Origin of the sequence: Mycobacterium tuberculosis H37Rv (assembly GCF_000195955.2) — a bacterium.
Taxonomy (GTDB): Bacteria; Actinomycetota; Actinomycetes; order Mycobacteriales; family Mycobacteriaceae; genus Mycobacterium; species Mycobacterium tuberculosis.
On record NC_000962.3, the window covers coordinates 212,262 to 224,691 of the forward strand.

A 12,430-nucleotide genomic window follows, 5' to 3' on the forward strand; every position below is an offset into this window, starting at 1 on the left:
TCTGTCGTGGCCACTCTATGTTGCCGAATCGCCCAGCTTCGCGTGCATCTCCCAGATCAGTACTTCCGACGGCTCATTGGCGGTCAGGCCGCGGGCGTCAGCGTCGGTGAACCGCACCGCGTCCCCGTCGGCAAGCTCGCCGCCACCTTCCAGAGTGAGGCGGCCGTAGGCGACGAACAGATGCAGGAAGGGTGCGCAGGGCAGGCTGACCGTAGCGCCGGGCCGCAGCCGCGCGCCGTGCAACGAGGCGCTGCTGTTATGCAGGGTGAGCGCTGCGTCTTGCCCGGGTATGCCCGACGCGATGGTTACCAGGCCGGCGCGCAACAGTTCGTCGTCTATCTCCTGCTGTTGGTAGCTGGCAGTGATGCCGGTTGCATCGGGTATTACCCACATCTGCACGAAATGCACCGGCTCGGTAGCAGAATCGTTCATTTCCGAATGCAAGATTCCGGTGCCGGCCGACATGCGTTGGGCCAGACCGGGATAGATCACTCCGCTATTGCCGGCGGAATCCTGGTGTCTGAGCGCTCCCCGCAGCACCCAGGTCACGATTTCCATGTCACGGTGTGGATGGGGATCAAAACCCGAAGCCGGTTCCATTTGGTCGTCGTTGTTCACCAACAGGAGCCCGTGGTGGGTGTTGTCGGGATCGTAGTGGTCGCCGAATGAGAACGAATGCCGGGATTTCAGCCAGGACGTCGTGGTGACCGCCCGGTCGGCCGCACGCCTTATCTCGACGGTGGCGGTCATGACGTCACGTTCGCCATCACAGCGAATCGGGCAGGCCGAATTTCGGGAACAAGGTGGTGTCGAGGAAGGCCACCACGTGTGACACGCGGTCGGCGGCCATGTCCAGCACGTGTAGCTGAAAAGGCAGGTGCACGTCACCGGCACGCATGTACATGGCCGCGGCGGGCTGGCCGTTGGCGATCAACGAAATCAGGCGCATATCGCCAGGCGAATAGGCGGGGCACTGTTGGTGAATGAGGGTGACGATGGCCTGTGCGCCCTGGTACCAGCCGGTATACGGCGGCATTTCCCAGATCGCCTCGGCGGTGAACAGCTCGACCAACCGGTCGATGTCATAAGCCTCGAACGCGGCGATATAGCGGGCCAACAGGTCTTGCGCCTCGGGTGAATCCGGCGCGGACAACCGGTCGGCGGCGCTGGGCCGGACCGTCTGCAGCTGAGAGCGGGCCCGCTGCAGCAGGCTATTGACGGCGACGGTGCTGGTACCGATCGCGTCGGCCACCTCGGCCGATTTCCACTGCAGCACGTCGCGCAGCAGCAGTACGGCTCGCTGCCGGGGTGAGAGGTGCTGCAGAGCCGCCACAAAGGCCAACCGCACCGATTCCCGGTTCCCGACGATCGTTGAGGGATCAGCAGGGTCGTCCGTCACGTCCGGCAGCGGCTCCAGCCAGGACACCTCTCGACGTTCCACCAACTCCCCGGACGGATCGGCACTCGGCCGCCCGAGCCCCGTCGGCAACGGCCGGCGTCGACGGCCCTCCAACGCCGTCAGGCAGGTGTTGGTGGCGATCCGATGCAGCCAGGTGCGTAGCGAGGACTTGCCCGCGAAGCCCTCATAGGCCTTCCAGGCCCGCAGCAGCGTCTCCTGAACAAGGTCTTCCGCGTCGTGCAGCGAGCCAGTCATGCGATAGCAGTGTGCGAGCAGTTCACGCCGGTAGGGCTCGGTGTGGGCGGAGAAGTCCCCGCGCCGTTCGTCGGCGGGCTCGCGGCCAGAGTTTTCTGCGAGCACACTCACGTCAATGAGCCTACGCAGAGTCTCCGACACTCTCACCGGAGCAGCCGTTACGCTCCCGGTAATGACTACCACCCGGACTGAACGGAATTTCGCGGGCATCGGCGATGTGCGCATCGTCTACGACGTCTGGACGCCGGACACCGCGCCGCAAGCGGTGGTCGTGCTGGCCCATGGTCTGGGCGAGCATGCCCGCCGCTACGACCATGTCGCGCAGCGGCTCGGCGCGGCCGGCCTGGTCACCTATGCGCTTGACCACCGCGGGCATGGCCGCTCGGGTGGCAAACGGGTGCTAGTGAGAGACATCTCCGAGTACACCGCTGACTTCGACACCCTCGTTGGGATCGCCACCCGGGAATATCCCGGGTGCAAGCGCATCGTGCTCGGGCACAGCATGGGCGGCGGCATTGTGTTCGCTTACGGTGTCGAACGTCCAGACAACTACGACCTGATGGTGCTTTCGGCGCCGGCGGTGGCGGCACAGGACCTGGTGAGCCCGGTAGTGGCGGTTGCCGCCAAGCTTCTGGGCGTCGTGGTGCCCGGCCTGCCGGTGCAGGAACTGGATTTTACTGCCATCTCTCGCGACCCTGAGGTGGTCCAGGCTTACAACACCGACCCACTCGTGCACCACGGACGGGTTCCGGCCGGGATTGGCCGCGCGCTGCTGCAGGTGGGCGAGACCATGCCGCGGCGAGCACCGGCATTGACCGCGCCGCTGCTAGTGCTGCACGGCACCGATGACCGGCTGATCCCCATCGAGGGCAGCCGTCGCCTGGTCGAATGTGTGGGATCGGCCGACGTGCAGCTGAAGGAGTATCCCGGGCTGTACCACGAGGTGTTCAACGAGCCGGAGCGCAACCAGGTGCTCGACGATGTGGTCGCCTGGCTCACCGAGCGGTTGTAGGCCGAGCCGACCTGTCGCAGCCCTCCACTAGTTTTGGCGCCATGACCAACGACAAGATGCTGGCCCGCATCGCAGCCCTGCTGCGCCAGGCCGAAGGCACCGACAACCCGCACGAGGCCGACGCGTTCATGAGCACCGCACAACGGTTGGCCACGGCGGCATCCATCGACCTGGCGGTGGCCCGGTCGCACGCGGGCAACCGTTCACCCGCGCAGGCCCCGACACAGCGCACCATCACCATCGGGGCGGCGGGCACCCGCGGATTGCGGACCTATGTGCAGCTCTTCGTGCTCATCGCGGCGGCCAACGACGTGCGCTGCGACGTGGCATCGAATTCGACGTTCGTGTACGCCTACGGGTTCGCCGAGGACATCGACACCAGCCACGCCCTATACGCCAGCCTGGTGGTCCAGATGGTCCGGGCATCCGACGCCTACCTCGCCTCGGGAGCGCACCGGCCCACGCCGACGATCACCGCCCGACTCAACTTCCAGCTGGCGTTCGGCGCCCGGGTCGGCCAGCGCTTGGCCGATGCCCGAGAGCAGACTCGGCAGGAAGCCACCAAGGACCGTGATCGTCCGCCTGGTACCGCAATTGCCCTGCGGGACAAGGACATCGAGCTGCATGAGTACTACCGTCGTTCCTCTAAGGCGCGCGGCGCCTGGCGAGCCAGCCGGGCCACCGCGGGATACTCGTCGGCGGCACGGCGCGCCGGTGATCGAGCGGGACGGCAAGCACGACTCGGGAACAACCCCGAGCTGCCCGGGGCACGGGCCGCGCTGGGCCGGTGATCGGCGCGGACGTTCCGCGGGATTCCCAGCGTGCCAGGGTGTACGCGGCCGAGGCGTTCGTCCGGACCTTGTTCGACCGCGTCACCGCACACGGCTCACCGACGGTGGAGTTCTTCGGTACCCAGTTGACGCTGCCCCCAGAAGGTCGGTTCGGTTCGGTGGCATCGGTGCAGCGTTATGTGGACGACGTGCTTGCGCTACCGGCGGTAGGGCAGAACTGGCCGACGGTGTCGCCGGTGCGCGTGCGGGCGCGCCGGGCGGCCACCGCGGCGCACTATGAAAACCATGGCGGCACAGGCACTATTGCGGTACCCGACCGGCACACCGCCGGTTGGGCGATGCGCGAGTTGGTCGTGCTACACGAAGTGGCGCATCATTTGTGCCAGGTGCCACCGCCACACGGACCCGAGTTTGTGGCGACGGTGTGCACCCTGACAGAGCTGGTGATGGGACCCGAAGTTGGTCACGTGTTTCGCGTCGTCTACGCGCAGGAGGGCGTGCGCTGAACGAGCTAGACGCCGACCTGCGGGCACGTGAGGTCGAGGCCCAGATGACCGACGACGAGCGATTCTCACTGTTGGTCGGCCTGACCGGGGCCAGCGATCTGTGGCCGGTGCGCGATGAACGCATCCCACAGGGCGTGCCGATGTGTGCCGGGTATGTGCCGGGGATTCCCCGGCTCGGGGTCCCGGCCTTGTTGATGAGCGATGCCGGTCTGGGCGTCACCAACCCTGGCTACCGCCCCGGTGACACCGCTACGGCGCTGCCCGCCGGCCTTGCCCTAGCGGCCAGCTTTAACCCGGTGCTGGCCCGGTCCTCGGGCAAAGCGATCGGCCGGGAGGCGCGCAGTCGCGGGTTCAACGTGCAACTGGCCGGCGCAATCAATCTGGCGCGCGACCCGCGTAACGGCCGCAACTTCGAGTACCTTTCCGAGGACCCGTTGTTGAGTGCCACGATGGCCGCGGAGTCGATCATCGGGATTCAGCAGCAGGGTGTCATTGCGACGACGAAACACTTCTCGCTGAACTGCAACGAAACCAATCGGCACTGGCTGGACGCGGTCATCGATCCCGACGCGCACCGCGAGTCGGACTTGTTGGCGTTCGAGATCGTCATCGAGCGGTCGCAGCCCGGCGCCGTGATGGCGGCGTACAACAAGGTCAACGGAGATTACGCTGCCGGCAACGACCACTTGCTCAACGACGTGCTGAAAGGTGCTTGGGGATACCGCGGTTGGGTGATGTCGGATTGGGGCGGAACACCCAGCTGGGAGTGCGCGCTGGCCGGCCTGGACCAAGAGTGCGGTGCGCAGATCGATGCAGTGCTGTGGCAGTCGGAAGCATTCACCGACCGCCTGCGTGCCGCCTACGCCGACGGCAATCTACCCAAGGGGCGCCTGTCGGACATGGTACGGCGGATCCTGCGGTCGATGTTTGCCGTCGGAATCGACCGATGGAAACCAGCGCCGGCGCCGGACATGAATGCGCACAACGAGATTGCCGCACAGATGGCGCGGCAAGGAATCGTGCTGCTGCAAAACCGAGGGCTGCTGCCGCTCGCTCCCGAATCGGCCGGGCGTATTGCCGTCATCGGCGGCTATGCACACCTCGGTGTGCCAGCCGGTTACGGTTCGAGCGCCGTCACCCCGCCGGGGGGCTATGCGGGCGTGATACCGATCGGTGGGTCTGGCTTGGCAGCCGGGTTGCGTAATCTCTACCTGCTGCCGTCAAGCCCGCTGAGTGAGTTGCGAAAGCGGTTGCCCAACGCGCAGTTCGAGTTCGATCCTGGCATCAACCCGGCGGAGGCGGTGCTGGCTGCGCGGCGAGCAGACATCGCGATCGTGTTCGCGATCCGTGCCGAAGGAGAGGGCTTCGACAGCGCCGATCTGTCGCTGCCATGGGGTCAGGATGCGCTGATCGCCGCAGTCGCGTCCGCCAACGCGAATACCGTTGTGGTGCTTGAGACGGGCAACCCGGTGACCATGCCCTGGCGCGACTCGGTGAACGCCATCATGCAGGCCTGGTATCCGGGCCAGGCGGGTGGCCAGGCCGTTGCGGAGATTGTGACCGGGCAGGTGAATCCTTCGGGCCGGCTGCCGATCACCTTCCCGGTCGATCTCGGTCAGACGCCACGCTCGCAACCGCCCGAGCTCGGTGCCCCGTGGGGGACATCGACCACGATCCACTACACCGAGGGCGCCGATGTTGGTTACCGCTGGTTTGCCAGCACAAATCAGACCCCGATGTTCGCGTTCGGTCACGGCTTGTCCTATACCAGTTTCGAGTATCGTGACCTGGTGGTGACGGGCGGCCACACCGTGCACGCCAGTTTCAGCGTTACCAACACGGGCGACCGCAGCGGGGCGGATGTCCCGCAGCTGTATATGATCGCAGCTCCCGGCGAATCGCGGTTGCGGTTGCTGGGATTCGAGCGGGTCGAGCTCGAACCCGGCCAGACTCGGCGGGTAAGGATCGAGGCGGACCCGCGACTGCTCGCCCGCTACGACGGCGAGGCCAGAAGCTGGCGCATCGAGCCGGGCGGTTACACGGTGGCGGTGGGCGCTTCGGCGGTAGCGCTGAAGCTGGCAGCCAAGGTCAAGCTGGCCGGCCGTGGGTTCGGGCGGTGACGGGCCGGCCCAGCGAGGCCCGTACCCACGACCGGCATGATAGGTCTACTTGACCGGGGCCAATTCGTCGCCGCAGGTGCAGCGGTAGGCGTCACCGGCGCCAGCACAGTGGCATGGGACTTCGATGCGAACCCGACAGCCACAGCCCTCGTGGCTGCAGGTCAGCAAGGTCCCAGCCTCGTAGTTCGTCATTCGTATCACCCTCATCCGTGTCGGGGATCCCCGAGGAATCCCAGGTGGTCAGCTGTCGGTAATCCAGAACAGCTACTTAAATATATACCCTATACGGGTATCTGGTAAACCCCCAGGCCGGTGGGCGGTTGCCTGCTGGCGCGCGACGGTCGGTGGTCGCGCTAGCGTTTGGGCATGGACCAGCAACCCAACCCGCCCGACGTCGACGCATTTTTGGACAGCACACTGGTCGGCGACGATCCGGCGTTAGCCGCGGCATTGGCGGCCAGCGACGCGGCCGAGTTACCCCGCATCGCGGTGTCGGCACAGCAGGGCAAGTTCCTGTGCCTGCTGGCCGGTGCCATCCAGGCGCGCCGCGTCCTCGAGATCGGCACACTCGGTGGCTTCAGCACCATTTGGCTGGCGCGTGGCGCGGGCCCACAGGGACGGGTGGTCACGCTGGAATACCAGCCCAAGCACGCTGAGGTCGCCCGGGTGAACCTGCAGCGAGCGGGCGTCGCCGATCGGGTGGAGGTGGTCGTCGGTCCGGCGCTGGACACGTTGCCGACGTTGGCCGGTGGCCCGTTCGACCTGGTGTTCATCGACGCCGACAAAGAGAACAACGTCGCATATATTCAGTGGGCGATCCGGTTGGCCCGGCGCGGCGCAGTGATCGTGGTGGACAACGTTATTCGTGGCGGCGGGATTCTTGCTGAGTCCGACGATGCCGACGCAGTGGCGGCACGTCGGACGCTGCAAATGATGGGTGAGCACCCCGGCCTAGACGCCACGGCGATCCAGACCGTCGGGCGCAAGGGCTGGGACGGTTTCGCCCTCGCTTTGGTGCGGTAGCCGCTGGTCCGGCGCCCAATTTTCGTTGCTGGCATCCCGAAAACGGGCGTAATCTTGGAGCAGATGGATGGGTGGCAGCGAGCCCAAAAGTTTTGCTGCATAACAGAAAGGTTGCAAAATGAGTACAGTCCATTCATCAATTGATCAACACCCTGATTTGTTGGCTCTGCGTGCCAGCTTCGACCGCGCCGCCGAGTCGACGATCGCGCATTTCACATTCGGTCTGGCCCTGCTGGCGGGCCTGTATGTGGCTGCATCGCCGTGGATCGTCGGCTTCAGCGCCACCAGAGGGCTGCCAACGTGTGACCTTATCGTGGGGATCGCGGTCGCGTACTTGGCGTATGGGTTCGCGTCGGCCCTGGATCGCACACACGGCATGACCTGGACGCTACCCGTGCTCGGTGTGTGGGTCATTTTCTCGCCGTGGGTGCTACCAGGGGTCGCGGTGACGGCTGGCATGATGTGGTCGCACATCATCGCAGGTGCGGTGGTAGCCGTCCTGGGCTTCTACTTCGGGATGCGCACGCGGGCCGCGGCTAACCAAGGATAGTTCGAAGTTCGCGAGCCAGAGGGCAACTCGGGAATGTCCTGGCCGGGGCGGTCCCGGCCAGGCAGCGGCTAGTTGCGGCTAGCCGCAGACCGCGCCGACCGCGGCAGAGCTGACCAGCTTGACGTACTTGGACAGTACGCCAGTAGTGTAGCGCGGCGGTGGAGGACTGAAATCCTGTTGTCGGGACGCGAATTCGGCCGGATCGGCCAACACATCGAGAACGCGGCCGGCCACGTCGAGCCGGATCCGGTCGCCGTTGCGCAGAAGTGCGATCGGTCCGCCGTCGACCGCCTCCGGTGCGATGTGGCCAACGCACAGGCCGGTGGTTCCACCGGAGAACCGGCCGTCGGTCAGCAGTAGAACATCTTTACCGAGTCCTGCGCCTTTGATCGCGCCTGTGATGGCGAGCATTTCGCGCATCCCGGGGCCGCCCTTGGGTCCTTCGTACCGGATTACCACGGCGTCGCCCACGGTAATGGTGCCATCCTCAAGGGCGTCCAGCGCAGCGCGCTCGCCGTCGAAAACTCTTGCGGTGCCTTCGAATACGTCGGAATCGAATCCGGCGGTCTTGACCACCGCACCTTCGGGTGCCAGCGATCCGTGCAGGATGGTGATGCCACCGCTCGGGTGGATCGGGTTTGCCAACGCACGTAGCACCTTGCCATCTGGATCCGGCGGGGTGATGGCAGCCAGATTCTCGGCCATGGTGTGACCGGTAACCGTCAGGCAGTCGCCGTGTAGCAGACCGGCGTCCAGCAGCGCCTTCATAACCACCGGCACACCGCCGATGTGATCGACGTCGGACATCACATGGCGGCCGAACGGCTTGACATCGGCCAAATGCGGCACCCCCGACCCGATCCGGCTGAAGTCCTGAAGCGATAGTGCGACGTTGGCCTCGTGGGCGATGGCCAGCAGATGCAGCACCGCGTTGGTCGAGCCGCCGAACGCCATTACCACCGCGATGGCGTTCTCGAACGCCTCCTTGGTGAGGATGTCGCGGGCGGTGATGCCGCGGCGCAGCAGCTCGACGACGGCCTGACCGCTGCGACGCGCGAACCCGTCGCGCCGGCGGTCGGTCGCCGGCGGTGCCGCGCTGCCCGGCAACGACATGCCGAGCGCCTCGGCGGCGCTGGCCATGGTGTTAGCGGTGTACATGCCGCCGCATGCCCCTTCGCCGGGGCAGATTGCCCGCTCGATGGCATCGACGTCGGCGCGACTCATCAAACCGCGAGAGCACGCTCCGACCGCCTCGAAGGCGTCAATGATGGTGACGTCTCGTTCGCTACCGTCGGAGAGCTTGGCCCGGCCGGGCAAAATAGAGCCCGCGTAGAGGAACACCGCCGCCAGATCCAGTCGTGCGGCGGCCATCAGCATTCCGGGCAGCGATTTGTCGCATCCGGCCAGCAGCACCGAACCGTCGAGTCGTTCGGCCTGCATCACGACTTCGACGCTGTCGGCGATCACCTCACGGGAAACCAGCGAGAAGTGCATCCCCTCATGACCCATGGAGATGCCGTCCGAAACCGAGATCGTGCCGAACTCAAGCGGATAGCCGCCGGCCGAAAACACCCCCTCCTTGACCGCGTTGGCCAGCCGGTCCAATGAGAGATTGCACGGCGTGATTTCGTTCCACGACGACGCGACCCCGATCTGTGGCTTCGCGAAGTCTTCGTCGTCCATGCCCACCGCCCTCAACATGCCCCGGGCAGCGGCCTTCTCCAGGCCGTCGGTGACGTCTCGACTGCGGGGCTTGATGTCGGCGACCGTCGAGACGGAAGCGGCTTCGTCGGTGGTTTGCGGCATTGTTCAAGTATGCGGCCCAAGGATGCGCTCGCCGCGGCACGGTTGCCAAATTCTAGGTCCGATACCCCGCTGGGGTACAAGATATGATGGGTAGCATGCCTGGGCCCTGCTTTCGGGTTGGCGAGTATCTCTGGAGATGGCGAGTAAATGACAGCAGCACACGGCTACACGCAGCAAAAGGACAACTACGCCAAGCGGTTGCGTCGCGTCGAGGGGCAAGTGCGCGGCATCGCGCGAATGATCGAGGAAGACAAGTACTGCATTGACGTTCTGACCCAGATCAGCGCCGTCACCAGTGCGTTGCGGTCGGTGGCGCTGAACCTGCTGGACGAGCACCTGAGCCACTGCGTCACCCGTGCCGTGGCCGAGGGCGGTCCTGGGGCTGACGGCAAGCTGGCAGAGGCCTCGGCAGCAATCGCGCGCCTGGTTCGTTCCTGATCGCCGCGTGTTGAAGCGCAAACCTGCCCACCACCCGTTGGTGCGGTGCGTACGGTAGGGGCAGCGTAATCGTGCCCTGAACGACCCCGAACCATCGAACTTCGCGGCCGATTCCGCGCAGGACGCGATGACTGCCCCAACCGGAACCTCCGCCACTACGACGCGACCGTGGACGCCACGGATCGCCACGCAACTGTCCGTGCTGGCTTGCGCGGCCTTTATCTATGTCACCGCCGAAATCCTGCCAGTGGGCGCGCTGTCGGCGATAGCGCGGAACTTGCGCGTCAGCGTGGTCCTAGTTGGGACCTTGCTGTCCTGGTATGCCCTTGTCGCGGCCGTGACAACGGTTCCGCTGGTGCGTTGGACCGCACACTGGCCGCGCCGCCGGGCCCTGGTGGTCAGCCTGGTCTGCCTGACCGTCTCGCAACTCGTCTCGGCGCTGGCGCCCAACTTCGCGGTGCTGGCCGCCGGGCGGGTGCTCTGCGCGGTCACCCATGGCCTGCTGTGGGCGGTCATCGCGCCGATCGCCACCCGGCTGGTGCCGCCCAGTCACGCCGGGCGCGCCACGACGTCGATCTACATCGGAACCAGTCTGGCGCTGGTCGTCGGTAGCCCACTCACGGCTGCCATGAGCCTGATGTGGGGTTGGCGGCTGGCGGCGGTGTGCGTGACCGGCGCGGCGGCCGCGGTCGCCCTGGCCGCCCGGCTGGCGTTGCCGGAGATGGTGCTGCGCGCCGACCAGCTCGAGCACGTTGGCCGACGGGCTCGTCACCACCGTAATCCTCGCCTGGTCAAGGTCAGTGTGCTCACGATGATCGCGGTAACCGGCCATTTCGTGTCCTACACCTACATCGTGGTGATCATCCGCGACGTCGTCGGTGTACGTGGGCCGAATCTGGCCTGGCTGCTCGCCGCCTATGGGGTCGCCGGCCTGGTGTCCGTGCCCCTGGTGGCGCGGCCGTTGGACCGTTGGCCCAAGGGCGCCGTCATCGTCGGTATGACCGGACTGACGGCGGCGTTCACCTTGCTGACCGCGCTGGCATTCGGTGAACGCCACACCGCGGCGACGGCACTGCTGGGCACCGGTGCGATTGTGCTGTGGGGAGCCTTGGCCACTGCCGTGTCACCGATGCTGCAATCGGCGGCGATGCGTAGCGGCGGCGACGACCCCGACGGGGCCTCAGGTTTGTATGTGACGGCGTTTCAGATCGGCATCATGGCCGGCGCTCTGCTGGGTGGGCTGCTCTACGAGCGCAGCTTGGCGATGATGCTGACCGCGTCGGCGGGTTTGATGGGTGTTGCGTTGTTCGGGATGACGGTTAGCCAGCACTTGTTCGAGAATCCGACTCTGAGTCCCGGCGACGGCTAACACAGCAGGTCAGCGGGACCAGTTGGTGCCGCTATGCCACACTGGGCTGAAGAACGTCACCGGAGGGAAAGCAATTATGTCGCGCTGGAAGCAGGGCTGGACGAGGGGGAGTCTATTCGCCGCTCTGAACATAGCCGCAGTGGTTGCGGTGCTGATGCTGGGTGCTGGCGTTGCCGTGGCGGACCCGGACGCGGCTCCCGGCGATCCCGGAGGTCCCGGGGCCCCGGGGGCACAGCGGGACCCGTCGACCCGCCGGCAGTTGACCTGTTGGCGCCGCCACCCGACCCGTTGGCGCTGCCGCCGGCACTTGACCCGTTGGCGCCGCCGCCACCTGACCCGCTCGCGCCGCCCCCGCCTGACCCGCTGGCAGTGCCGGTAGCAGCGGGCCCCGTTGCCGGGCAGGATCCGACATCGTTTGTTGGCCCGCCGCCGTTCCGGCCGCCGACGTTCAATCCGGTCGACGGCGCGATGGTCGGTGTGGCCAAGCCGATCGTCATCAACTTCGCGGTGCCGATCGCCGACCGGGCGATGGCCGAAAGCGCCATCCACATTTCGTCCATCCCGCCCGTGCCGGGCAAGTTCTACTGGATGAGCCCGACTCAGGTACGCTGGCGCCCGTTTGAGTTCTGGCCCGCCAACACCGCGGTAAACATCGATGCGGCCGGCACCAAGTCGAGCTTCCGGACCGGTGATTCGCTGGTGGCCACCGCCGACGACGCCACGCATCAGATGACAATCACCCGCAACGGCGTCGTGCAAAAGACCTTCCCCATGTCGATGGGCATGGTGTCCGGCGGCCACCAGACCCCGAATGGCACCTACTACGTGCTTGAGAAGTTCGCCACCGTGGTCATGGACTCCTCGACGTACGGGGTCCCGGTCAACTCGGCCCAAGGCTACAAGTTGACCGTCTCCGACGCCGTCCGGATCGACAACAGCGGCAACTTCGTGCACAGCGCGCCGTGGTCGGTGGCAGATCAGGGCAAGCGCAACGTCACCCACGGCTGCATCAACCTCAGCCCGGCCAACGCGAAGTGGTTCTACGACAACTTCGGCAGCGGTGACCCGGTCGTCGTGAAGAACTCTGTCGGGACTTACAACAAAAACGACGGTGCCCAGGACTGGCAGATCTAACGGCCGCGCGGTTGCCCACGAGTGACC

The 12,430-nt window shown here is 66.0% G+C and carries 13 protein-coding genes; 9 read left to right on the forward strand and 4 right to left on the reverse strand.

Translation table 11 applies throughout. The features are described from left to right. Positions 1-15: 15 nt before the first annotated feature. Both Rv0181c and sigG read right to left on the reverse strand, forming a co-directional pair. Positions 16-750 (reverse strand): hypothetical protein, encoded by a 735-nt coding sequence (locus tag Rv0181c; protein NP_214695.1) that lies wholly within the window; start codon positions 748-750, stop codon positions 16-18. A gap of 16 nt (positions 751-766) precedes the next feature. Further along, positions 767-1,879, reverse strand: a complete 1,113-nt coding sequence (gene sigG, locus Rv0182c) for an ECF RNA polymerase sigma factor SigG (protein ID NP_214696.1) — start codon at positions 1,877-1,879, stop codon at positions 767-769. On the opposite strand from sigG, the gene Rv0183 reads away from it, so the two are divergent. From Rv0183 to bglS, 4 genes are read left to right on the forward strand one after another with little or no spacing between them, the layout of a single operon-like run. Beyond that, positions 1,827-2,666 carry a lysophospholipase gene (locus tag Rv0183; protein NP_214697.2) on the forward strand — a complete coding sequence of 280 codons (840 nt, stop codon included), beginning with the start codon at positions 1,827-1,829 and terminating at the stop codon, positions 2,664-2,666. The two genes, sigG and Rv0183, sit on opposite strands and share 53 nt — an antisense overlap. A gap of 41 nt (positions 2,667-2,707) precedes the next feature. Continuing rightward, entirely contained in the window at positions 2,708-3,457 is a 750-nt protein-coding gene (locus tag Rv0184; protein NP_214698.1) for a hypothetical protein, read from the forward strand. Beyond that, a complete protein-coding gene (locus Rv0185) occupies positions 3,454-3,963 on the forward strand; it encodes a hypothetical protein (RefSeq protein NP_214699.1) in 510 nt (169 codons plus the stop codon). Before Rv0184 ends, Rv0185 begins: the two co-directional genes overlap by 4 nt. 44 nt (positions 3,964-4,007) lie before the next feature. Continuing rightward, a complete protein-coding gene (gene bglS / locus Rv0186) occupies positions 4,008-6,083 on the forward strand; it encodes a beta-glucosidase BglS (protein ID NP_214700.1) in 2,076 nt (691 codons plus the stop codon). Between the two features lie 45 nt (positions 6,084-6,128). Here the strand turns inward: bglS and mymT are convergent, their stop codons facing one another. Beyond that, positions 6,129-6,290 (reverse strand): metallothionein, encoded by a 162-nt coding sequence (gene mymT, locus Rv0186A; RefSeq protein ID YP_004837046.2) that lies wholly within the window; start codon positions 6,288-6,290, stop codon positions 6,129-6,131. A 153-nt stretch (positions 6,291-6,443) separates the two neighbouring features. Here mymT and Rv0187 point away from each other — a divergent pair, with 153 nt between their 5' ends. Next, complete coding sequence (locus tag Rv0187; RefSeq protein ID NP_214701.1) at positions 6,444-7,106, forward strand: O-methyltransferase; 663 nt, start codon at positions 6,444-6,446, stop codon at positions 7,104-7,106. A 118-nt stretch (positions 7,107-7,224) separates the two neighbouring features. After that, positions 7,225-7,656, forward strand: coding sequence for a transmembrane protein (locus Rv0188; RefSeq protein NP_214702.1), 432 nt, complete (start codon positions 7,225-7,227; stop codon positions 7,654-7,656). Between the two features lie 78 nt (positions 7,657-7,734). Here the strand turns inward: Rv0188 and ilvD are convergent, their stop codons facing one another. Next, positions 7,735-9,462 (reverse strand): dihydroxy-acid dehydratase, encoded by a 1,728-nt coding sequence (gene ilvD, locus Rv0189c; protein ID NP_214703.1) that lies wholly within the window; start codon positions 9,460-9,462, stop codon positions 7,735-7,737. Positions 9,463-9,609: 147 nt separating this feature from the next. Between ilvD and Rv0190 the strand changes: the two genes are divergently transcribed. The 3 genes from Rv0190 (at position 9,610) to Rv0192 (ending at position 12,403) form a co-directional block, all read left to right on the forward strand. After that, positions 9,610-9,900, forward strand: a complete 291-nt coding sequence (locus tag Rv0190; protein ID NP_214704.1) for a hypothetical protein — start codon at positions 9,610-9,612, stop codon at positions 9,898-9,900. Between the two features lie 127 nt (positions 9,901-10,027). Then, positions 10,028-11,269, forward strand: a complete 1,242-nt coding sequence (locus Rv0191; RefSeq protein NP_214705.1) for an MFS-type transporter — start codon at positions 10,028-10,030, stop codon at positions 11,267-11,269. A 33-nt stretch (positions 11,270-11,302) separates the two neighbouring features. Next, on the forward strand, positions 11,303-12,403 hold the full coding sequence (locus Rv0192) for a hypothetical protein (RefSeq protein ID NP_214706.1): 1,101 nt from the start codon (positions 11,303-11,305) through the stop codon (positions 12,401-12,403). Positions 12,404-12,430 lie beyond the last annotated feature (27 nt).

Bases quoted from the DNA above. Each gene is read 5' to 3' on its own strand.
- Rv0188 (NP_214702.1), top strand. From the start codon at position 7,225: ATGAGTACAGTCCATTCATCAATTGATCAACACCCTGATTTGTTGGCT.
- Rv0191 (NP_214705.1), top strand. From the start codon at position 10,028: ATGACTGCCCCAACCGGAACCTCCGCCACTACGACGCGACCGTGGACG.
- mymT (YP_004837046.2), bottom strand. From the start codon at position 6,290: ATGAGGGTGATACGAATGACGAACTACGAGGCTGGGACCTTGCTGACC.
- Rv0181c (NP_214695.1), bottom strand. From the start codon at position 750: ATGACCGCCACCGTCGAGATAAGGCGTGCGGCCGACCGGGCGGTCACC.
- ilvD (NP_214703.1), bottom strand. From the start codon at position 9,462: ATGCCGCAAACCACCGACGAAGCCGCTTCCGTCTCGACGGTCGCCGAC.
- Rv0184 (NP_214698.1), top strand. From the start codon at position 2,708: ATGACCAACGACAAGATGCTGGCCCGCATCGCAGCCCTGCTGCGCCAG.
- Rv0190 (NP_214704.1), top strand. From the start codon at position 9,610: ATGACAGCAGCACACGGCTACACGCAGCAAAAGGACAACTACGCCAAG.
- bglS (NP_214700.1), top strand. From the start codon at position 4,008: ATGACCGACGACGAGCGATTCTCACTGTTGGTCGGCCTGACCGGGGCC.
- sigG (NP_214696.1), bottom strand. From the start codon at position 1,879: ATGCGCACATCGCCGATGCCCGCGAAATTCCGTTCAGTCCGGGTGGTA.
- Rv0183 (NP_214697.2), top strand. From the start codon at position 1,827: ATGACTACCACCCGGACTGAACGGAATTTCGCGGGCATCGGCGATGTG.
- Rv0192 (NP_214706.1), top strand. From the start codon at position 11,303: ATGCCACACTGGGCTGAAGAACGTCACCGGAGGGAAAGCAATTATGTC.